The 22,113-nt window shown below is 57.6% G+C and carries 19 protein-coding genes; 6 read left to right on the top strand and 13 right to left on the bottom strand.

The window, feature by feature from the left end; genetic code table 11:
* The first annotated feature begins 25 nt into the window (after positions 1-25).
* From KJF94_RS25915 to KJF94_RS25900, 4 genes are read left to right on the top strand one after another with little or no spacing between them, the layout of a single operon-like run.
* Positions 26-2,062: a type VI secretion system Vgr family protein gene (locus tag KJF94_RS25915; RefSeq protein ID WP_214379834.1), complete on the top strand. Its 2,037-nt coding sequence runs from the start codon at positions 26-28 to the stop codon at positions 2,060-2,062.
* Positions 2,063-2,067: 5 nt separating this feature from the next.
* A complete protein-coding gene (locus tag KJF94_RS25910; protein WP_214379832.1) occupies positions 2,068-3,087 on the top strand; it encodes a tetratricopeptide repeat protein in 1,020 nt (339 codons plus the stop codon).
* Positions 3,088-3,105: 18 nt separating this feature from the next.
* Positions 3,106-6,228 carry a hypothetical protein gene (locus KJF94_RS25905; protein ID WP_214379830.1) on the top strand — a complete coding sequence of 1,041 codons (3,123 nt, stop codon included), beginning with the start codon at positions 3,106-3,108 and terminating at the stop codon, positions 6,226-6,228.
* Positions 6,229-6,230: 2 nt separating this feature from the next.
* Positions 6,231-6,974, top strand: a complete 744-nt coding sequence (locus KJF94_RS25900) for a hypothetical protein (RefSeq protein WP_214379828.1) — start codon at positions 6,231-6,233, stop codon at positions 6,972-6,974.
* 219 nt (positions 6,975-7,193) lie between these two features.
* On the opposite strand, the gene KJF94_RS25895 is transcribed toward KJF94_RS25900, so the two are convergent.
* Positions 7,194-7,592 carry a DUF6124 family protein gene (locus tag KJF94_RS25895; protein ID WP_214379826.1) on the bottom strand — a complete coding sequence of 133 codons (399 nt, stop codon included), beginning with the start codon at positions 7,590-7,592 and terminating at the stop codon, positions 7,194-7,196.
* Positions 7,593-7,924: 332 nt separating this feature from the next.
* Here KJF94_RS25895 and KJF94_RS25890 point away from each other — a divergent pair, with 332 nt between their 5' ends.
* Complete coding sequence (locus tag KJF94_RS25890; RefSeq protein WP_134098462.1) at positions 7,925-8,314, top strand: helicase; 390 nt, start codon at positions 7,925-7,927, stop codon at positions 8,312-8,314.
* Between the two features lie 257 nt (positions 8,315-8,571).
* Here the strand turns inward: KJF94_RS25890 and KJF94_RS25885 are convergent, their stop codons facing one another.
* The 6 genes from KJF94_RS25885 to exbB form a co-directional block, all read right to left on the bottom strand.
* Positions 8,572-9,972 (bottom strand): aminoacyl-tRNA deacylase and HDOD domain-containing protein, encoded by a 1,401-nt coding sequence (locus tag KJF94_RS25885; protein WP_214379824.1) that lies wholly within the window; start codon positions 9,970-9,972, stop codon positions 8,572-8,574.
* Between the two features lie 78 nt (positions 9,973-10,050).
* Entirely contained in the window at positions 10,051-12,126 is a 2,076-nt protein-coding gene (recG, locus tag KJF94_RS25880) for an ATP-dependent DNA helicase RecG (RefSeq protein WP_214379822.1), read from the bottom strand.
* Positions 12,127-12,135: 9 nt separating this feature from the next.
* Positions 12,136-13,065, bottom strand: a complete 930-nt coding sequence (locus KJF94_RS25875) for a hydrogen peroxide-inducible genes activator (RefSeq protein ID WP_084317757.1) — start codon at positions 13,063-13,065, stop codon at positions 12,136-12,138.
* Between the two features lie 278 nt (positions 13,066-13,343).
* Complete coding sequence (locus KJF94_RS25870) at positions 13,344-14,090, bottom strand: energy transducer TonB family protein (protein WP_214379820.1); 747 nt, start codon at positions 14,088-14,090, stop codon at positions 13,344-13,346.
* Entirely contained in the window at positions 14,087-14,515 is a 429-nt protein-coding gene (gene exbD / locus KJF94_RS25865; protein ID WP_214379818.1) for a TonB system transport protein ExbD, read from the bottom strand. Before exbD ends, KJF94_RS25870 begins: the two co-directional genes overlap by 4 nt.
* Positions 14,516-14,521: 6 nt before the next feature.
* Positions 14,522-15,490, bottom strand: coding sequence for a tonB-system energizer ExbB (gene exbB / locus KJF94_RS25860; protein ID WP_214379816.1), 969 nt, complete (start codon positions 15,488-15,490; stop codon positions 14,522-14,524).
* Between the two features lie 188 nt (positions 15,491-15,678).
* Here exbB and KJF94_RS25855 point away from each other — a divergent pair, with 188 nt between their 5' ends.
* Positions 15,679-16,536, top strand: coding sequence for an SDR family oxidoreductase (locus KJF94_RS25855; protein ID WP_214379814.1), 858 nt, complete (start codon positions 15,679-15,681; stop codon positions 16,534-16,536).
* A 145-nt stretch (positions 16,537-16,681) separates the two neighbouring features.
* On the opposite strand, the gene KJF94_RS25850 is transcribed toward KJF94_RS25855, so the two are convergent.
* From KJF94_RS25850 to KJF94_RS25825, 6 genes are all read right to left on the bottom strand, one after another.
* Complete coding sequence (locus KJF94_RS25850; RefSeq protein WP_214379812.1) at positions 16,682-17,422, bottom strand: hypothetical protein; 741 nt, start codon at positions 17,420-17,422, stop codon at positions 16,682-16,684.
* A 70-nt stretch (positions 17,423-17,492) separates the two neighbouring features.
* A complete protein-coding gene (locus KJF94_RS25845; RefSeq protein WP_003229509.1) occupies positions 17,493-17,873 on the bottom strand; it encodes a RidA family protein in 381 nt (126 codons plus the stop codon).
* A gap of 23 nt (positions 17,874-17,896) precedes the next feature.
* Positions 17,897-20,002 (bottom strand): bifunctional GTP diphosphokinase/guanosine-3',5'-bis pyrophosphate 3'-pyrophosphohydrolase, encoded by a 2,106-nt coding sequence (spoT, locus tag KJF94_RS25840; protein WP_214379810.1) that lies wholly within the window; start codon positions 20,000-20,002, stop codon positions 17,897-17,899.
* Positions 20,003-20,059: 57 nt separating this feature from the next.
* The gene (gene rpoZ, locus KJF94_RS25835) at positions 20,060-20,323 is read right to left on the bottom strand and encodes a DNA-directed RNA polymerase subunit omega (protein WP_003177259.1); all 264 of its coding nucleotides are present in this window, start codon (positions 20,321-20,323) and stop codon (positions 20,060-20,062) included.
* A gap of 167 nt (positions 20,324-20,490) precedes the next feature.
* Positions 20,491-21,111 (bottom strand): guanylate kinase, encoded by a 621-nt coding sequence (gene gmk, locus KJF94_RS25830; protein ID WP_214379809.1) that lies wholly within the window; start codon positions 21,109-21,111, stop codon positions 20,491-20,493.
* 12 nt (positions 21,112-21,123) lie between these two features.
* On the bottom strand, positions 21,124-21,987 hold the full coding sequence (locus KJF94_RS25825) for a YicC/YloC family endoribonuclease (RefSeq protein WP_008150145.1): 864 nt from the start codon (positions 21,985-21,987) through the stop codon (positions 21,124-21,126).
* Positions 21,988-22,113: the final 126 nt, after the last annotated feature.

The following is a 22,113-nucleotide window of genomic DNA, read 5'->3' as shown; positions in this document are numbered from 1 at the left end:
ATGACTACCGAACAGGGAGCAAGCAATGTTCAACTCAGCTAACGAAACCCACTTCAGCCTGACTGTCGAAGACTACGTGGGCGACCTGCAAGTGCTGTCGTTCACCGGCACCGAAGGCATCAGCCAGCCGTATCGCTTCGACATTGAACTGGTCAGCGAAAACCCCGATCTGGACCTGGAAAAACTCCTGCACAAGCAGGCGTTCCTGGCGTTCGATCCACAAGGCAGTGGCATTCACGGCCAGATCTACCGCGTCGCCCAAGGTGATGCCGGCAAGCGCCTGACCCGCTACAAAATCTCCCTGGTGCCGCACCTGCAATACCTGCATCACCGCACCAACCAGCGCATCTACCAGCAGATGTCCGCACCGAAAATCATCGCGCTGATCCTCGAAGAGCACGGCATCAAAGGCAACGCCTACAACTTCCAGCTCAGCCAGCCGTGCCCGGACCGCGACTACTGCGTGCAGTACGACGAAACCGACCTGCACTTCGTCCAGCGCCTGTGCGAGGAGGAAGGCATTCACTACCACTTCCAGCACAGCGCAAAAGCTCACCTGCTGGTGTTCGGTGATGACCAGACCGTGTTCCCGAAACTCGGCCAACCCACCGCCTATGTGCAAGGCAGCGGCATGGTCGCCGACGAACCGGTGATCAAAGGCTTCAAGCTGCGCCTGGAAACCCGCACCAGCCGAACCACGCGCCGCGACTACGATTTCGAAAAACCACGACTTCAACTCGAAGCGGCCTACAAGCCGGATGTTCAGAGCGACGAACCCGACCTCGAAGACTACGACTACCCCGGCCGCTTCCTCGACCGCGCACGCGGCAAATTCCTCAGCCAGCGCGCCCTCGAACGCCACCGCGCCGACTACCAGCAAGCCGAAGGCCACGGCGACCAGACACGCCTGATCAGCGGCCACTTCCTGGAAATGTCCGACCACCCGCGCACCGAGTGGAACGACCTCTGGCTGCTCACCGAAATCGTCCACGAAGGCAAACAGCCGCAAGTCCTCGAAGAGTCGGTCACCAGCGACACCACCGACAACAAAGACGACTTCCACCAGGGCTACCGCAACCGCTTCCTCGCCACCCCATGGGCCGTGTTCTACCGCCCGGCGCTGGAACATCCAAAGCCCCGCGTACTCGGCAGCCAGACCGCCAAAGTGACCGGCCCCGCCGGCGAAGAAATCCACTGCGACCAATACGGCCGCATCAAAGTGCAATTCCACTGGGACCGCGAAGGCCAGGCCGACGACAAAACCAGCTGCTGGATGCGCGTCTCCTCAAGCTGGGCCGGCGACCGCTACGGCGCCATCGTCATCCCGCGCATCGGCATGGAAGTCCTCGTCACCTTCCTCGAAGGCGACCCCGATCAGCCGTTGGTAACCGGTTGCCTGTACCACAAGGAAAACCAGGTTCCGTACGATTTGCCGGCGAACAAAACCCGCAGCGTATTCAAAACCCTTAGCTCACCGGGCGGCGGCGGGTACAACGAACTGCGCATTGAAGACAAGAAAGGCGCGGAGCAGATCTTCATCCATGCCCAGCGCGACTGGGATGAAAACATCGAGCACGACCAGAAGATTCGCGTCGGGAATGAACGGCACGACACGGTGGTGAAGAACACCTACACCGAGCTCAAGGCTGAAGAGCATCGCACCACGATCGCTGATCGCAAGGTTGAAACGCGGGTGGACGATCACCTGACGGTTGGGCAGAACCAGCATGTGAAGTTGGGGACTGCGCAGCTGACCAGTGTTGGGAAAGAGATTCATCTGAAGGCTGGGGCGAAGATTGTTATCGAGGCGGGTTCGGAGCTGACCATTTTGGGTGGCGGCAGCTTTATCAAGCTGGATGGCGGTGGTGTGACGGTTGTTGGGCCGATTGTGAAGATTAATGCAGGTGGGGCGGCGGGCTCGGGGACTGGAATTGGGATTAAGCCGCCGGTGCTGCCGGGGGCTGCGGATAAGGATAAGGCGGGGAGTTTGATGGATCAGGCGTTGGGGAATGCGCCGCCTGAGAAGGTTAAACCGAAGGCTTTTTTTGTGTTTTCTGAGTGATCGACATGAATGGTGTTTTGAAGAAGAGCAATGGCTTCGCTGTAGCGGTTTTCACCGCGTTGCTGCTGAGCCTGTTTCATAGCAGCGTTTATGCGGATGAGTGTCCGTCTGAGGATTTTGCCCAGTTCCTTCCGGCGTTCTCTGCGAATGCTGAAAACCAGCAGCGTTTGACTGCGATGACGGTGAAATCGCTGGTTTTGAAACCGGTGGGAGAACATGGGGTTTTTGAGCCGCAAACGATGGGAGTCAACAGCTCCAATTTGGCGTTTCCGCTAATGGCGCCCGTAGCCACAGACAAGACAGAAGGTGTCGAAGTCGAAGCGATTGACGACAGTCACTTCAATGTTGTGGATAAGCGGGCGGGTAGCAGCAACATCAAGATCTTCAATTTTTCTCGGCAGGCGTGTTGGGTCTTGGAGGGAGTTGAGGATTGGTCGATTAGTGAGAAACATCTCGTAGTGGTGAGCAATCCTCACATGAGCGAGGCAGAGAGCTTTTGCTTTCAACGTGCGGAAGCCTTTAGAGGTTTGGGGGGGCTGGAGCAGTACCGACTCACGGGGGAGTTGTTTGAAGCTTCTCTGGAAAACTATCTATGCGCTGCAGCTTCCGGCGATCCTCAAGCCAGTTTGAATGCTGCAAGTTTGAGTCTTTCCGGTATGGCGCCGCAGTTAAAAAACGAGAAGGTTGAGCAGCTATTTAAGGCAGCAGCAACCACCTTGCCGGAGGGTGCAATGAGTCTTTCGTTATTTTATTGCGTTGGTAACAACATTTCCTCTGACGGCCCTTGCCAGCATCCAGCACAGGCTGAAGAAGCGCTGACGCAAGCTGCCCGTATGGGAAGTGCCTTTGCGACAAATGCACTCGGTAGAGCCTTTGAAACTGGAGAGTTGGTTACAAAGGACATGTCCAGGGCAGTTGCTTGCTACCAATTTGCTGCCAAACACGGCAGTAAAGCGTCTATTGCACATTTGGAACGTTTGAATAAGCAGCCAGCTGGAGTTGTTAAAGCCAGTTTTTGCTATTGATTATTGCAGGAAGCAGAAATGACCGAGCCACTTGACTTATCGAGCAACTATACCAGCGCTAATTATAGATATAAGGAGGGCGGAGACGGCTTTGCCGTAGAGAATGGTAAAAAAGTTGTCGACTGTTCTCATATGGTTAACTTGTTGCTTAAAGGTGCCGGCTACGAAGTTCCTTACCAGAATACAGCGGGTCTAAATAGTGGGGCTGCACTTCAGTACTATGATATAATTAGTCCTGCTAATGTAAAGCGTGGAGATATCGTCCTCTGGATTAACGCAACTTCCAATCATGAAAACAAGACGTTAAATCATACGGGGATTGTCGAGTTTTATGACAGTACATTAGACTCTGAGTTTGGCAAGTTCTTTGGGGCACAAAGTTCTGGTCCAGCCACTGCACCATTCGGTGCTTTGGGGAAAGCCTGGTATTGGCCAGTTCCTACAAAGTTTTTGAGAGTTAAAGAGTCGACAAGGACGGGGGGGAATCCAGCTCCGACACCTGCACCTGCACCTGCACCTGCACCTGCACCTGCACCTGCACCTGCACCTGCACCCGCTCCAGCGGCATCGCCGTTAATGAATTTCCAATATCCTTTTAGAAAGGCTGACGGAAAACAGTTCACTGATGCTGGGGAAGTCTACAAAGCACTTGAGGGTGAAAAGTCAGGCCATTACCTGCTGGGGAGCAACAAATTTTGGCATGGAGGCATCCACATCAGCGATGCAAGTGCCCCACAATGCGTACTGAATGAGCCGATACGTTGCATGGCCGATGGCGAAGTCGTTGCTTATCGTCTTAATGAGGATTATCTGGAATCCACCTTCGGTGACAACGAGAAAAAGCTGAAGTATTCCAACTCGTTTTGCCTGGTGCGTCACGAGTACAAATCGGCACCCAACCCGGAGGAAGGGCCGAACAAGGGTAAGCAAAACAAGCTGAACTTCTACAGCTTGTATATGCATTTGCTGCCCTATATGCGCTATCCATTGTCCGAGGAAGAAACACCAATACCCAAAGTGACCATGACGGTAAATGACTTCAAGGCATATGACGAGTTTCCCGAATCAAGTAGCGTTCAGTCGCCTGGGAAATTGTCCACGGGCACCAAGCTTGAAGTGCTGGAGCAGAGAGGCGTTGAAAATGTCACGTATGCCAAAGGAAAAATTCTTTCCGGCAGCGTGAAGAACGGATCACACAAAGTTCGTGGAGTAGGGAAAGAAGTATGGTTCGCCTATTTGAAGGATGGTGCACCTTACCAAAACTCCAAACCTCAACGTATCTGGCGCAAGGACGATGTACCAGAACGTGCCAAGCCAAAGTATTGGCAAGGAAAGGTAAAGGCTAAAACGTGCCAACGCTTGGCGATGTATGCCGCACCAGCGAATCCTACAAGCGGGCAACCGGCAGGTGCCCGTATAGAAGAAAATCGAGAGATCACTGTCAACAGCACCATTGCGTTCGATAGCAAGGATGTCGTGAATCTGGTCCTCGACAACAAACTGCGGCGAATGGCCCCATGTACACCGGTGGAAGCTAGCATATGGCAAGGCACTGGGAGCGTACCGTCAAATTTCTGGGCGATTATCGAAAGCGATCCGGAAAGTCAGTATGTGCAGTGGGAAACGGTAACTCCTACAGATTTTGATGTTGTATCAACAAGCATCGGCATCAAGGCTGGCGATCCGATTGGGTATTTCGGTAAAACTGAAAACCTCCTCGATGAGTCGGGCGTGACAGAAAGTAAATTCCAAGTTCACATTGAGATATTCACCCCCGAAGCCGATATCAAAGATTTCCTCGATAACCTCGCCGGATTGAAGATAGGTAAGCAATACCTACATCTCCCGATCGGAACCAAGCTCAAGAACAAAGCGCCTGCCAGTGGTACCACCGACCCACTCAAGAAGGAGCATGCGATTGATTTGGGCAAAGCTCTGATCATCAGGGAGGGCACCGAAGATTGGTACGAAGTCTGCGTTGTTGGGGAGGACCTACCGATTTCTGGGCTGATCAAAAAATCGGACGCTGTAATCATTACTCAGCATGATTGGACGAAGTTGGGCTTCCATGTAGTTGAAGAGTCCAACGCCAATGCCGATGGCTTTCTTGATCCAGAAGACATGCCAGATTTTTTTAAGGACCTCTTCAAAAAAATCGATAAAAACGGCAATGGTGACGTTGATCCAAGTGAACTCGCTGATGCATTGAAGAATACCGATACCAGAGATCAATGGTCGAAGCTTATTGCTCGTCATCCTACTGAGTGGAAAGAAGAGGCAAAGTCTCCGAAGTGGGCGAGACTTGATAAGTTATTAGAAGATACTCCGAAATTATTGAAGCATGAAAAAGATAGAATAGACGCATATATATTTTGGGGTGAGGTTCAGGAAAAGGCACACTTAGGCTCAAACGTGATTTGGCATTTCCATCCAATAGAAATGCTTCGTAATTTTCTGAGTCAATCTGCCTATATCGATGCTGATCGATTTGTCGCCATGTATAGTGAGAGGCATTCAACATTCCAAGTTGGTGCGCCGGCGTTTTCGGCAAAGTCTAAACAGAACCTCATGGAAATTATTGTGCAGATAAACTCATATGTTGACAAAAAGAAGCTTGTTTTAACAAGGTATGAACTTGCTTATATGTTTGCTACTGCGCGACACGAAGCATACAATTTTCAGATAGGAGAGTTTTTTAGCTCGGCTCCGGAGATCGGTCCAGTGAGCTACTTCAATAAATACGACCCAGTTTTAGCAAGCAGTGCTGCCAGTAGAGATAATGCTATAAGTTACGAGAACACGGTCGAAGGGGACGGATACAAATATCGTGGCCGAGGATTAGTTCACTTGACGTGGAAGAAGAATTACCGGAAGGCAACTGAGTATTTTGGTATCGATTTTGTTTCTAATCCTGAGGCCGCAGCCGAGTTTAAAAACTCCATACCTATAATGATTTGGGGGATGAAAGAAGGTATATTCAGTGGTGCAAAGATAGGAACATATATATCTAATAGTGGTAAGGATTACATTGGTGCGCGAATGGTGATAAACGGGGTCGACGATAAAGAGTTGATCGCGGGGTATGCTGAGAAATTTGAAGAGATATTGAAAGCAACATCTATAGCGCCGGAGAAGAATTAATCATGAAAATGAGTGCTCTAATATTCATACTTACGTTGTGTGGCGCTGTGAATACCTACGCAGCTGAACTTGATAAGAGTTTTTCTGATGATCTATATGAGGTGGATAAGAGGACGCAAGGGTTAAAGGTTAGTTGGTCGGGTGGAAGTTTTCTGGCAAGAGGAGTAATAGGGAACAAGGGTGAAATTACCAGGGATTTGGTGGATTTTGATGGGCGAAAAGTCTTGCATTATGAGAACTTGGCAACTAGTACGCCGTTCGAAGCATATGTCACGGTTAAAAGAGGTGGTGAGGGATTGGTTGTTGATTGTATATACGCCAATATTCGTAGCAACCAAAATGGTTTGCTTATAAACAAAGCGGTTTGTGGTTTGGATAAGAAGTTGGTGGCGAACTATGAACAGCTGATTTATGATTTCTCAAGTGTCTGGAAGGATAGTGCGAGGTTAGTGAAAACTTCGTCGCTAATGGAGGATCCGATAACTCCGGCGACGGTAGAAGAGGCTAATATTAAAGATATAAAAATATTGCGAATTTACAAAACTCCAGATGATTTGGTTTCGACATTGCCGACTACTATAGTAAGGCGAGATATGAATGAGCATAGCTTTGGAGCTAACATGGTATTCACGGTTTTTAATGCGGCGGATCTAATTGTTCCAGTTTATGTCGAGGTGGCATCAAAAAATCTAGAAGCTAGATTTGAACGGTTAGATTATAAAAAGCTAAACGCACTACTCAATTGAGTCTTCTTTGTAAGTTCTCTAAGAGATAGAGGCGGATTCATTTTTGGGCGAACTACAAATCCGGAAAAAAATACACATTCGAGCACGATAGCAATATGGACTCGCCGCCCGAGACAGGCTGCCAGTGGTAAATCAGGGATCATCGAGAAAGGGGACGCCAAGTCCCCTTTTTTACATCGATTGATTCGCCGTCATCGCCAGCAAGCCGGCTCTTACAGGTCAGCCGACTCGGCTTTGTTGCTTGGCGAAAATCGCTGCCATTTCCGGTTCATCCAAATGATCCAGCGCTCGTTCAACCAGCAAATGCACTCCGTCGGCCATGCGGCTGAGCGCCAGGGCTACGGAGCGGCGGGAGCCTTCCACACCGTCGGCGAGGTCGGCGGCGATGGCGCTGATGGACAAGAGATCTTCCGAGGCGTTGGCGAGGAGGGTTTCAGTATTGATGTCGGGACAGACGCTGAAGAGGTCGCCGTTGCGACGTTTGGATTTTTTATCCGGCGGTGTGCCGAGGTGATGGTCGAGGGCGCGTTCGGCGGCTTCGTGGAGTTTTTTGGAATCGAAGGATTCGTAGGGGGATGTGGCTTCGTATTCGGGAGTATTGGGCGTCGGATTGGTCATTGGTGTAAATCCTTGGAGTTAATGAAATTTTTCTCCGGTTTCGGACTTGCACATCCGGTCGCCAATTTTGCGGCAACGAGCAAAGGTTATCGATGAAGATTAGAGATGCCTAGTTCATGAACAGCGCCGCGTATTGAAGGAAATGTCCGATAGACCCGAGCCTAGAAAGATCCAAAGAGCACAGCGTTTAAACAACAACGTTTCGTCAATGACTTGGTAGTCATCAGCGTCAAAAACTACGGCATCTTCTTCTAACACTGCACAATAGTGGCGTTCCTGCTCGAAGCCGCTACACTGCGCCGGCCGTTCATTTTTCTCTTGAGGCTGCACGCATGAAATTTCGTTTTCTTCTGTGGATGCTGGGTTTGTTGATGGGTAAGGCCAGTCGGACTAATCCTGCATTTCAGCAGCAGTTGGGTGACAAGGAATTGGTGTTCCAGCTACAGACCCTGGACGGGAAAGTGGCGCGGCATTTCTTTGTGAAGGATCAGCGCATTACCAGCAAGTCGGGCGTGTATGCCGAGCCGGCGTTTGCGATTGCGTTTAAAGATGCGGCGTATGGCTTTGCCACGATGCAGGCGAAGAACAAGCAGTTGGCGTTTATGACGGGGATTCAGGACAAGTCGATTCAGATCAAGGGCAACCCGGCGCTGGTGATCTGGTTTCAGGGGTTGACCAAGTATTTGAAGCCGCGGAAGGCGAAGGCTAAAACCAAGGCTTGAGGTTGATGATTAACCCTGTGGTGAGGGAGCTTGCTCCCGCTGGGTTGCGAAGCGGCCCTAAAGCCTGAGGCTTCGGTTGTATCTGACACACCGCGTTGGCTGGGTTGCGACTGCTGCGCAGTCGAGCGGGAGCAAGCTCCCTCGCCACAGTGGGGTGTGGTGATTCAGGTGGATCGGGGTGGGTTCTTCGCGGGCAAGCCTTGCTCCTACAGGGTTTTGGTGATCCCTGTGGGAGTGTGGCTTGCCCGCGATGCTTTTTAGGCTTGAGTGAATTGCGACGCGAGTTCGCGCAGGAGGACTTCGGCTTCGAGGACTTTGCTGACGACGTCGTTGGCTTTGTCGCGGGTCAAACCTACGCGTTCCAGCAAGGCGTCGGGGATGTCTTCATCCGGGCCGGAGCCTATGCCGCGGCTGCGCAGCAGGCGTACGGCCAGGCATACGAGGTTCGGGTATTCAGCGTAAGCACCGTCATAACTCGGATCGTGCTGGAACCGCAGCGCAGTGGCCAGTTCGTCCGGCATGTCCCAGTAGCGCATCAGCCATGAGCCGATCTGTTCACGACTAATACCCAGCAGGTGTTGCTCGACGTAGCTGTGGCACAGGTGCGGGTTGACCTCCAGGTGGCGGCAGATCAGCGAGAAGTGCGGTGGGAACACGTGGGCCAGCAGCAAGTAGCCGAAGTTGTGCAGCAGGCCGGCGAGGTAGGTCAGGCCGGCTTCCGGGCGCTGGGCGCGGGGCATGGCGCGGGTCAGGCCTTCGATGACGGCGGCGGTGTAGATCGATTGCTGCCAGTACGGCGTGGTGTGTTGCGGGTGGTCTTTGGGCAGGCTGAGGGTTTTGCCCAGGGCCAGGCCCAGCGCGAGGTTGATCACCAGGTCAAAACCCAGCACCCGCACGATCGCGTCTTCCACTGAACGAATCTTGCCCGGCGACGCGTAGTACGGCGATGCCGCCCAGCTCACCACTTGTGCGGCCAGGGCCGGGTCGGTTTCGACGACGCCGGTGATGTCATCGATGGTGGCGTTGGGGTCGACGCGCAGTTTGATGATTTTCTGCGCGGTCTCGGCCAGCGGCGGAATTTCGATGGTGGCTTCCAGGCGTTGCTGGATGCGTCGCGCGGTGAACGCCTGGACGGCCTGGGTGATTTCCTCGCGGTCATCGTCGGGGCGGTCGAGGTTCGGGCGGATGCTGGTCAGGTTTTCGCCGAAGTTGGCGGCGCTGGCCTTGGTCAGCATGGTCTTGAAGGCTTCGCTGGTGATTTCCAGCAACACGCCCGGCTCGCCCGAGTTGATCAGCAACTTCGGTTCGCGCAGCAGGCTTTCTTCGTACAGGCACGGCGAGCTGGTCAGCGCCGGCAGGCCGGGCAGCAGGCTCAGGCTGTGTTTGCCGAGCATCTTTTCCAGGCGCTCGGTCGACACGGCGGCGAGGCGGCGGCCGGTCAGTTCGGCGAGACGATTGAGGTCGAGCAACTGGCTCTGCGGGAACAGCACCATCAGCGCGCCGACGGCGTCGTCGAGCAATACCGCCTGCACTTTGCGCGAGGCGTTCAGGCCGTGGTGGTCGAGGACTTCTTCGTAGGCGATGCCCAGTTTGGCGAGCAGCAGCCGAATAACAGACGGAGCGTGCGGGGTTTCGGGGACGAGGGCAGCTTCAGTCATGGTCTGTATCCGTATTCAAACAATTGCAGGAGTATAACCAGCTTGGTCAAAAGCATCGTCCAGAAACTGCGACGGTGCTCACACTTGGCCGTATTGCTGCCCATGGCGCAGCCAGCGGTCGAGCAGCGGGCTGACGTGATCCGGCCAGCGCTCCAGCAATGCCTGGGCGGCGTCGCGCACGGCGGGCAGAAGATCGGCGTCGCGCATCAGGTCGGCGACCTTGAATTGCAGCAGGCCGGTCTGGCGCGTGCCGAGCATTTCGCCGGGGCCGCGCAGTTCGAGGTCTTTTTCGGCGATGACAAAACCGTCGTTGGTCTCGCGCATGATGCCCAGGCGCTGACGGCCAATCTGCGACAGCGGCGGATGGTAGAGCAGCACGCAATGGCTGGCGGCGCTGCCTCGCCCGACACGACCGCGCAACTGGTGCAGCTGCGCGAGGCCGAGGCGTTCAGGGTTTTCGATGATCATCAGGCTCGCGTTCGGGACGTCCACGCCGACTTCGATCACGGTGGTGGCGACCAGCAGTTGCAGATTGCCGGCCTTGAATTCGGCCATCACGGCGGCTTTCTCGACAGGCTTCATGCGGCCGTGGATCAGCCCGACCTTCAACTCGCCGAGGGCGGCGGTGAGGTCTTCATACGTCGTTTCCGCCGCTTGGCAGGTCAGCTCTTCCGATTCTTCGATCAGCGTGCACACCCAATAGGCCTGACGCCCTTCGGCGCAGGCGCCGCGTACCCGTTCGATGACTTCTACGCGCCGGGTGTCGGTGACCAGCACCGTGTTGACCGGGGTCCGGCCGGGCGGCAGTTCATCGAGGATCGAGGTGTCGAGGTCGGCGTAGGCGCTCATCGCCAGCGTTCGAGGAATCGGCGTGGCGGTCATGATCAATTGATGCGGGCACATGCGCCCACCGACGCCTTTCTGCCGCAACGCCAAACGCTGTTGCACGCCGAAGCGGTGTTGTTCGTCGATGATCACCAGCGCGAGGTTCTTGAACTTCACTTCGTCCTGAAACAGCGCGTGAGTGCCGACCACCATCGGTGTGCCGCTGGCGATCTGCTCAAGCGCGGCCACGCGGTTCTTGCCTTTGAGCTTGCCGGCCAGCCACGCGACTTCAATGCCCAGCGGTTCGAGCCAGCGCTTGAAGGTGATGAAGTGCTGCTCGGCGAGGATCTCGGTGGGCGCCATCAACGCGACTTGATAACCCGCTTCCAAAGCCTGAAGCGCGGCGAGGGCGGCGACCACGGTTTTGCCCGCGCCGACGTCGCCCTGAATCAGCCGCAGCATCGGTTCGTGCTGACTGAGGTCGTAGGCGATCTCGTTGCCGACGCGCTGTTGCGCGCCAGTCGGTGCGAAACCCAGGTTGGCCAGATACTTGGCCGGAAGCGTCGTGGCTTTCGGCATCGCCGGCGCACGCAGTGAACGCATGCTCTCGCGCAGTCGTTGCTGCGACAGTTGATGGGTCAGTAGCTCTTCGAAGGCCAGACGATGCTGCGCCCAGTGATGGCCGAGGGCGAGTTCGTCGACGTCGGCATCGGCCGGCGGGTGATGCAGGTAGCGGATCGCATCGGCCAGCGGCGCGAGTTGATAGTCCCGCGCCAGTTCGGTCGGCAGCCAGTCGGGCAGGCTGGTCGGGCCGAGCATCGTCAGGGTTTGCATGCACAACTGGCGCAAGCGCTGTTGGGTCAGGCCTTCGGTGAGCGGGTAGACCGGCGTCAGGGTTTCATCCACGGGCGGCGGTTCGTCGCCAGTGATGGCGCGGTATTCCGGGTGGTAGATCTCCAGCCCAGACGCACCGGGCCGCGCTTCGCCGTAGCAGCGAATCCGCGTGCCGCGTTTGAGGCCTTCTTTCTGGGCGTTGCTGAAGTGGTAGAAGCGCAGGCTGAGCCCGCCGGTGCCGTCCTGCAAGCGCACGACCAGGCTGCGGCGACGGCCCATGACCACGTCGGCGCCGCTGACGGTGCCTTCGATTACGGCGTCTTGCCCGGGTCGCAAATGACCGATCGGGACCACGCGGGTGCGGTCCTGATAACGCAGCGGCAGGTGAAACAGCACGTCCTGAAGATTCTCCAGGCCGACCTTGGCCAGTTTCTCGGCCATGGCCTCGCCGACACCCTTGAGTGCCGTTACCGACACTTGCGACAACTCGGTCATGACAGCGACTTAAGCCGCAACCACCGGCGCGGGCGGTTTGGCCACCGAGCACAGGCGAATGGAGTCAGCGAGGATTTCAATCGCCTTCGGACGCGGGAAACTCGCACGCCAGGCGATGGCCACGGTGCGGAACGGCACCGGCGCTGTCAGTGGGCGCACTTCGATCACGCCGGGGGCGTAATGATGGCTGTCCACGGCCGAGAGCGGCAGGATCGAAATCCCGAGCCCCGAGGCGACCATGTGGCGGATGGTTTCCAGCGAGCTGGATTCCACCGTGGTGTGCTTGGCGCCGTCGTTGCCTTTGGTCAGGGTCGGGCAAGCTTCCAGCACTTGATCGCGGAAGCAGTGGCCCTCGCCGAGCAGCAGCAGGCTCTTGTCGTTGAGCAGGGCGGCGTCGATGGATTCTTTTTGCGTCCAAGGGTGCTGGGCCGGCATCAGGACGTAGAACGGCTCGTCGTAGAGCTGCAGGGTCAGGACGTCGGCTTCGTTGAACGGCAGGGCGATGATGATCGCGTCGAGCTCGCCGTTGCGCAGTTTGTCGCGCAGCACATGGGTGAAGTTTTCTTCGATGTACAACGGCATCTGCGGGGCGACCCGGTGCAGTTGCGGGATCAGGTGCGGAAACAGGTACGGGCCGACGGTGTAGATGGCGCCGACTTTCAGCGGGGCGGTCAGCTGGTTCTTGCCGGCCTGGGCCAGTTCGCGGATGCCTTGGGCCTGTTCCAGGACTTTCTGTGCCTGGGCGACGATGCCTTCGCCCACCGGGGTCAGGCGCACGGCGCTCTTGCTGCGCTCGAAGATCAGCACACCGAGTTCGTCTTCAAGCTTTTTCACGCCCACCGACAGGGTCGGCTGACTGACGTGGCAACGCTCGGCTGCGTGGCCGAAGTGCTGCTCTTGGGCGAGGGTAACGATGTAGCGTAATTCTGTAAGAGTCATAGCGAGCGTCCATGAAGTTGCGGGCCAAGCATACCGGCTGCAATCGATAGACGCACGTTATCAGAGAGAGTGTGTCGAGTGACACCGGCCAATGCGGGTTTGCCGCTGGCGGATATGCGAAAGGCACCTTTCGGGGGCCTTTTGTAAATCTTATTACCGCCGCAGTACCTGTAGGAGTGAAGCTTGCTCGCGAAAGCGGTGGGTCAGTCAGAATTGATGTTGACTGACCCACCGCTTTCGCGAGCAAGCTTCGCTCCTACAAGGGTTCTGCGTTTTCTTTAGCGACGGCGTTCGAGCGAATAAACAAACGGTGCAACGATTTCGATGGAGCCGTTGGTCAGCATATCCGCCGGTGGCTTGGGCAATGGTTGAGCCGCACGGATCATTTCAAGGGTAGCGCGATCCAGATCGGCGTTGCCGGAGCGGCCCTCCAGTTCAAACGACAACACGTTGCCTTGGCCATCCACCACGAAGCGCAGACGGTTCAAGCCTTCCTTGCCCCGCGCCCGAGCACTGGCCGGGTACTTTTTGTACTTGGCCAGGTGAGCGAGCAGCGTCCCTTGCCAACTGGCTTTGGCGGCCTGCTGCGCGGGTGATGGGCCCGGTGCCGGTTGTGCGGATTTCTCCGTCGGTGCCTGGGTCGGTTGCGCGTCGCTCGGTTTTTCCTCGGACGGTTTTTCCTTCGGCGGCTCCGGTTTTTTCTCCACAGGCTTGGGCGGCTGAGGCTTCGGCTTGGGTTTGACCGGTTTCGGTACGGTAATTTCTGCCTTCGGCACTTCGGCCAGTTTCGGGATCGGCAGTTCTTCCACCGGGGCGGGTGGCTGTGGTGGCGTTATCACCTTCGGCGGTGCCGGCGGTGGCGGGGCCGGAACCGGCGCCAACTCGACCATCATCGCCTGCGGCGGCAGCTCGATGGGTGGCCGTGCGGTCCAGTTCATCGCCAGCGCAATGGCCAGCGCATGGACGCCCAGCACCACGGCCAGGCTCCCGCTGTAACGCGTCAGCTTATGGCGCGTCGTGATCATTTCTTGACTGCCGTCTCGAGTCCGACCAGGCCCACCTTCAGGTAGCCCGCGGAACGCAGGTTATCCATCACGCTCATCAGGTCGCCGTAGTCCACGCCTTTATCGGCCTGGAAGAAGATCGTCGTGTCTTTCTTGCCACGGGTTTTGGCGTCCAGAGTGGCGCCGAGTGCTTCGGCTTTCACTTCGTCTTCGCCGAGGAACAGGCGCTGGTCAGCCTTGACGCTGAGGAACACCGGTTTCTCCGGCCGCGGCGCCGGTTTGGCGCTGGAGGCGGGCAGGTCGACCTTGATGTCCACGGTGGCCAATGGAGCCGCCACCATGAAGATGATCAACAGCACCAGCATCACGTCGATGAACGGCGTGACGTTGATTTCGTGGTTCTCGGCCAGATCGTCGTCTGCGCCTTCTTTCAAATGCAGGCCCATGGCCGATTACCCCACTTTCACCATGTGCGGTTGCGAGCTGCGCTCAGGCTGGTGGTCGAGGTCGCGGCTGACCAGCAACAGGACTTCTGCCGAGGCATCGGACACTTGCGCCTTGTAACCGGCGATGGAGCGGGCGAACACGTTGTAGATGACGACCGCTGGAATCGCAGCGACCAGGCCCAGCGCAGTGGCCAACAGGGCTTCGGCGATACCGGGAGCGACGACGGCGAGGTTGGTGGTCTGGGTTTTGGCGATGCCGATGAAGCTGTTCATGATGCCCCACACGGTACCGAACAGACCCACGAACGGCGCGGTGGAACCGATGGTGGCGAGTACGCCGGTGCCGCTGCTCATGTTGCGACCGCAGGCGGCAACCAGGCGCTCAAGACGGAAAGCCACGCGCTCCTTGATGCCTTCTTTCTCGCGGCTGTTCACCGACAAGCGCATTTCTTCCAGCGCATCGTGGACCAGCAGGTTGGCGAGGGTGCCGGCCTTGGTGGCAGAAGCGCTGGCTTCCTTGAGGGTGGTGGCTTTTTTCAGGTGGGCGATTTCGTTGCGCAGACGACGCTTGGCGCCCATCAGCTCGAAGCCCTTGGCGATCCAGATGGTCCAGGTGATGATCGACGCGATGGCCAGGCCGATCATCACGATTTTCACGATGATGTCGGCGTTCTGGTACATGCCCCACGGCGACAGGTCATGGGCCATGCCCAGGGAGTTGTCCGCTTCGAGGACTTCGGGAGCGTCTTCGGCGGTGGCGTCTACGGCCTGGGCCGGGGCGGTGGCAGCGGGTGCCGCGTGATCGGCGGCGTGGTCAGCTGGAGCAGGGGCAGCGGCGGCAGCCGGGGTGGCGGGCGCTTGTGCGTCAGCGAAAGCGGCGGTTGGCGCCAGCATCAGGCTGAGCAGCAGGGCGGCCACTGCGCTCCAGGCGCGAGGTCGTTTGGTTGGCGAAGCGGGGAATTGATTGCGTGTCATGCTGGCCGGACCTGAGAAAAAAAGACGGTAAATGTTCTTCCAGGCCTCGAAGGCCGAGAACAAAAGTGGCGGGCATTATTGCAAGTAATTCTTGTTAACAAAAGTAATAGAGTATCTTTTTTTCCTGCATTGCTAGCCGCTCGTCCATTGCTGGCGCTAGTCTGTGGCTTTCCGATAGGAGTTTTTCAATGTCCGCGCCTTCTGTTTTGATCGCCGGCTGCGGTGATGTCGGCAGTCGTCTGGCCACACAATTGCTGGCCGCTGGGTGGGAGGTCCATGGCCTGCGACGTGACGTCTCGCGCCTGCCCAAGGGCGTGATTGGTGTTGCCGGCGACTTGTTCAACAAAGACTGCCCGCAAACCTGGCCGGTCGGTGCGGTGGACTATCTGGTCTATTGCGCGGCCGCCACCGATCACGATGAAGCCGGTTACCGCGCCGCCTATGTCGAGGGCCTGCAGCATGTGCTTGAGTGGCTGGGCGACTACGGGCAGGTGCCCAATCGCTTGCTGTTCGTTTCCAGCAGTAGCGTTTATGGCCAGCAGGACGGCGAGTGGGTCGACGAAACATCGCCGACCATCGCTGCCGGCTATTCAGGTCGACTGATGCTGGAGGCGGAGCAAGTGGCACTCAGCAGCGGCATCCCGGCGAGCATCGTGCGTTTGACCGGCATTTATGGCCCGGGCCGTGAATGGCTGCTGACTCAGGTTCGTCGCGGATATCGCGTGGCGATCGATCCACCGTTGTATGGCAATCGCATTCACGCGGATGACGCGGCGGGGTTGATGGCGTTTCTGCTAGAAGCCGATCGGCGCGGCGTGACACTGGATGACGTCTATATCGGTGTCGACAATGCGCCTGCACCGCTGGCCGAAGTGGTGGATTGGTTGCGTGAATACCTGGGCGTGACCGAATGGGCCGAGGATGCGAGCGTGCGGCGCACGGGTAGCAAGCAGTGCAGTAATGCGCGGGCGAAGGCCTTGGGCTGGACGCCAAAGTACCCGAGCTATCGCGAAGGTTACGCCGCCATTCTTGAAGGTCGCGGCTGACTCCCATACACCCCAGAAACAACTGTAGGAGCGAGACTTGCCCGCGAAGGCGTCATAACTTCCAACATCTATGTTGGCTATTACATCCCCTTCGCGGGCAAGCCTCGCTCCTACAATTGGATTTCTGTTGGCCTTTAGGGCCGGGTTACTGCTTCTCGAGCAACCACTTGCGCTGACCCGGCGTGAACTGAGGCATTTCATCCGCCTGTGCGGTGTTCACCGCCTGCAGGATCTCCAGCTCCTTGCCCTTGCGCGCAAAGATCCAGGTATTCCCCTGGCCGTTCAGCTGCAGCCACATGTTGTCGTCGCCGCCACTCATCGATGCGCAATCGCCGGCGAGACACAAAGCATAGCGATCTGCACCCGGCAGACCGGTCACCTGGCCATCGGCCTGGAATTGCACGGTGCTGCCTTCACCGGGGCCGTTGACGACTTTCCAGTTGCCACCCATGTAGGCCGAATACAGCGCGCGTTCGAAGCTCGCGCCTATCGGTGCGCCATCCGGTACGGGAATCTGGGCACGGTCGAAAACCTGTGCTGGCTCATTGTCGCTGGCAGCCTGGCTCAGTTGCTTGCCGTCACGCTTCAGCTCGCTGGCGGAACTGCCATAAAAGTCGACTTTCCAGGCGCCGGACGCTTCGCCCAGCAGCTTGCCTTCGACATTTTCAAAACCGTTGGTATAGCGGGCCTGACCGGCCTTGGTGTTGACGTTCCATTCCAGGTTCGGGCCATAAGACTGGAGCGCTTCACGCAGTGGGCCGCCTTTGGACGCAGCGTCGATCGCCACCTGATTGATCCAGGTGCCGCTGATGTCACGGTCGGCAGGGTTGCTGGCACATCCGCCCAAGAGTAGGGCGACTAGAGAGAGGGCAAGCGCAATGCGCATGGTGGAATCCTTTCAAAACGCTTTTTATACATACGGCAGCGGCGCAGCCCTTGGGGCCGCGCCGGACGCATTACTCGATGACCAGAATGGCATCCATTTCAACCTGCGAGCCCTTTGGCAGGGCGGCTACGCCGATGGCGGCGCGGGCAGGGTAGGGCTGGTCAAAGTATTTGCCCATAATCTCGTTGACCTTGGCGAAGTGGCTCAGGTCGGTGAGGAAGATGTTCAGTTTGACAATGTCCTTGAACGAACCGCCAGCCGCTTCGGCCACGGCTTTCAGGTTTTCGAACACCTGGACGGTCTGGGCTTCGAAGCCTTCAACCAGCTCCATGGTTTTTGGGTCCAGAGGAATCTGACCCGACATGTAAACGGTGTTACCCGCCTTGATCGCCTGGGAGTAAGTGCCGATGGCGGCCGGGGCCTTGTCGCTGGTGATAACAGTCTTGGTCATGAATGACTCCTTGTAATGGTGGCTTAGGCGCGCATGCGGGTGATGCGAATCACCCCGGTCAGTGCGCGCAGTTTCTTGATCACGCGGGCCAGGTGCACGCGGTCGTGCACGCTGACCACCAGTTGGACCACGCTGATGCGACCATCGCGTTCGTCCATGCTGATTTTTTCGATATTGCCGTCGGCCGCGTTGACGCTGCTGGCCAGCAGGGCGATCAGGCCGCGCTGATGTTCCAGCTCGACGCGCAGCTCGACGTTGAATTCGCCGGTGACATCCTTGGCCCACGAAAGCTGAATGCATTTTTCCGGGTTGTGGCGGATTTCGCTGATGTTGCGGCAGTTGTCCAGGTGCACGACCATGCCTTTACCCGCCGACAGGTGACCGACAATCGGGTCGCCCGGGATCGGCGTGCAGCACTTGGCGTAGCTGAGCACCAGGCCTTCGGTGCCGCGAATCGCCAGCGGACCTTCAGGGCTTGGCAATTGTTCGCCTTCGCCGAGCAGGCGACGGGCGACCACGTAAGCCATGCGATTGCCCAGGCCGATGTCTTCAAGCAGGTCTTCGATCAGTTCGAGGCGGTACTCGGTGAGCATCGCCTTGACGCGCTCGGCGGCGACTTTTTCCAGCGAGCTGTCGAAGCCATTCAACACTTTGTTCAGCAGGCGTTCGCCCAGGCTGATGGACTCTGAGCGACGTTGCAGCTTCAGCGCGTGGCGGATATGCGTCCGCGCCTTGCCGGTGACCACGAAGTTGAGCCAGGCCGGGTTCGGCCGAGCGCCGGGGGCGCTGACGATCTCGACCGTGGAGCCGCTTTGCAGCGGTTCGGACAGCGGTGCGAGACGACGATTGATCCGACAGGCAATGCAGCTGTTGCCCACGTCGGTATGCACCGCGTAAGCGAAGTCGACCGCCGTGGAGCCTTTGGGCAGCTCCATGATCCGGCCTTTGGGCGTGAACACGTAGACCTCGTCCGGGAACAGGTCGATCTTCACGCTCTCGATGAATTCCAGCGAGTTGCCGGCGCGTTGCTGCATCTCCAGCACGCCTTTGACCCACTGGCGAGCGCGGGCGTGAGTGCCTTTGGGCTGCTCGTCGCCGCTGGATTTGTACAGCCAATGGGCGGCGATGCCGTTGTTGGCCATCTCTTCCATTTCGCGGGTGCGGATCTGGATCTCGATCGGAACGCCGTGCATGCCGAACAGCGTGGTGTGCAGCGATTGATAGCCGTTGGCCTTGGGGATCGCGATGTAATCCTTGAAGCGCCCCGGCAACGGTTTGTACAAGTTATGCACAGCGCCGAGCACGCGGTAGCAGGTATCGACCTTGTCGACGATGATCCGGAACGCATAGACGTCCATGATCTCGTTAAAGGCGCGACGCTTGCCGCGCATTTTCTTGTAGATGCCGTAGAGGTGTTTCTGACGACCGCTGACCTCGCCCTGAATGCCGTCGACGGCCAGGCAGTGGCTGAGGGATTCTTCGATCTTGTTGACGATTTCCTTGCGGTTGCCCCGGGCGCGTTTGACCGCCTGGTTGATCCGCGCGGAACGCATCGGGTGCATGGCCTTGAAGCCGAGGTCTTCGAATTCTATGCGGATGGCGTGCATGCCCAGCCGGTTGGCGATGGGTGCATAGATTTCCAGGGTTTCCTTGGCGATCCGCCGGCGTTTTTCGCCGGACAGCACTTCCAGCGTGCGCATGTTGTGCAGGCGGTCGGCGAGCTTGACCAGGATCACGCGAATGTCACGCGCCATGGCCATGGCCATCTTCTGGAAGTTTTCGGCTTGTGCTTCGGCCTTGGTCTCGAAGTTCATCTGGGTCAGCTTGCTGACGCCATCGACCAGTTCAGCCACGGTTTCGCCGAACTGCGCTTGCAGCGCTTCCTTGGCAATACCGGTGTCTTCGATCACGTCATGCAGCATCGCGGCCATCAAACTCTGATGGTCCATGTGCATGTCGGCAAGAATATTCGCCACGGCAAGAGGATGCGTGACGTACGCCTCACCGCTGCGGCGGCGTTGGCCGTCGTGGGCTTGTTCGGCGTAGAAATACGCTCGGCGGACCAGATTGACCTGGTCCTTGCCGAGGTAGGCCGATAAGCGATCGGCGAGGGCGTCTATGCTCGGCATGATAACTCCTGCCGTTCGCTGTGACCCCGCGCCGTGCTACGTCGACCAGGCATAGGCTTAGACGGCCTCGTTGGACTCGTCCTCGAACGCTGCGAACAGCGGTTCGTCTTCGACGATTTCAGCGTTGGCGATGAACTCGTAGCTCATCAGGCCTTCGGCGATTTCACGCAGGGCTACAACGGTAGGCTTGTCGTTTTCCCACTGAACCAGGGGCTCTTTGCCACCGGTGGCCAGTTGACGGGCACGCTTGGTAGAGAGCATGACCAGCTCAAAGCGGTTTTCCACGTGTTCTAGGCAGTCTTCAACGGTTACGCGGGCCATGGTATTCCTCGGAGCGAATGCAATATGCGCGCTGCCCGGTTGGGCGAGCGGACTCAACAGTTTAAAAAATCACCAGCGATTAGGGAAGCGCTGATTTTTTGACCAAGCCCTTCAACGCGCTGCAAGTGCCAATGTAAAGCCCTTGCAGCGGTTTTGGGAAGAGCTGTTTAGCCGAGCAATTCAGCCAAAAGTTTGCCGTTGCGCTGCTGCTGACGCTTCTGCTGCAGCTGATTGGCGCGGAAAATCGCCTGCAAATCGCGCAATGCATGGGCGAAATCGTCGTTGATGATCAGGTAGTCGTAGTCGACGTAATGGCTCATCTCGCTGACGGCCTCACGCATGCGGCCGTCAATGATTTCGTCGCTGTCCTGGCCGCGATTGGTCAGGCGCTGGTGCAAGGCCTGCAGGGACGGCGGCAGAATGAAGATCGAGCGGGCTTGCGGCATCAACTTGCGCACTTGCTCGGCGCCCTGCCAGTCGATTTCCAGGATCAGGTCGTGGCCTGCGTCCAGGGTCTGTTGCAGATGGCTTTGCGAAGTGCCGTAGAGATTGCCGAACACTTCGGCGCGCTCCAGGAAATCACCATGTTCGCCCATCTTCACAAACGCTTCACGCGAGACGAAGTGATAGTTCACGCCGTTCACTTCACCGGGGCGCATGGCGCGGGTGGTGTGGGAGACCGAGACGCGGATCTCCGGATCAGCGTCGGTCAGGGCCTTGACCAGGCTGCTCTTGCCCGCGCCCGAAGGGGCGGAAATGATGTACAGGGTGCCGGTGCTGTGGGTCATGTCGGGTTTGCCTTACTCAATATTCTGCACTTGTTCGCGCATCTGCTCGATCAACACTTTGAGGTTGACCGCCGCCTGGGTGCTGCGCGGGTCGAAGGCTTTGGAGCCCAGTGTGTTGGCTTCGCGGTTGAGCTCCTGCATCAGGAAGTCGAGGCGCCGGCCGGCAGCGCCGCCGGATTTGAGCACCCGGCGAACTTCGATGATGTGAGTGCTCAGGCGATCCAGTTCTTCGGCGACGTCGCTCTTTTGCGCGAGCATGACCATTTCCTGCTCCAGCCGCTGCGGGTCCATCTCGGCTTTCATGTCGGCGAAGCGGTCGAGGACTTTCTGGCGCTGGGTGGCGAGCATCTGCGGGACCAGTTCACGCAGGGTCACCACGTCTTCTTCAATGGAGGTCAGGCGATCGTTGATCAGGCGCGCCAGCTCCGCGCCTTCGCGCTCGCGACCGGCCTTGAGTTCTTTCAGGCCTTCGTTGAACAGCGCCAGTGCTTCGGCATTCAAGGCTTGCGGGTCAGTGGCGTCGCCGACCAGAACGCCGGGCCAGGCCAGCACTTCCAGCGGGTTCAGCGCCGCCGGATTCTTGATCAGGCCAGCGATGGTCTCGGCGGCTGCAACCAATTGCGCGGCGCGCTCGCGATCCACTTGCAGGGGTTTGTCAGTGTTTTCTTCGGTGAAGCGCAGGGTGCATTCGAGCTTGCCCCGGGAGATGCCCTGACGCAGTGCTTCGCGGACCGCGCCTTCGAGGTCGCGAAACGACTCTGGCAGACGCAGGTGTGGTTCCAGGTAGCGGCTGTTGACCGAGCGCAGTTCCCAGCTCAGGGTGCCTTGGGCGCCGGCTTTTTCGACGCGGGCGAAGGCGGTCATGCTGTGCACCATGGAGGTACCTCGCAATGCAGGTTCTTGCGTTACCAAAGGTTTCGCAGACCCGATCTATATGAATTAAAGCCAAGAGGCAGCAAAGGCGCAGGATTGTAGCGCAGTGGGGCGGATGCGCCCAAACAC

The organism is Pseudomonas hormoni, assembly GCF_018502625.1.
In the GTDB taxonomy this organism is placed as follows: Bacteria; Pseudomonadota; Gammaproteobacteria; order Pseudomonadales; family Pseudomonadaceae; genus Aquipseudomonas; species Aquipseudomonas hormoni.
Note: the sequence above shows the minus strand (reverse complement) of the source record. Positions and strands in the feature narration are given on the sequence as shown.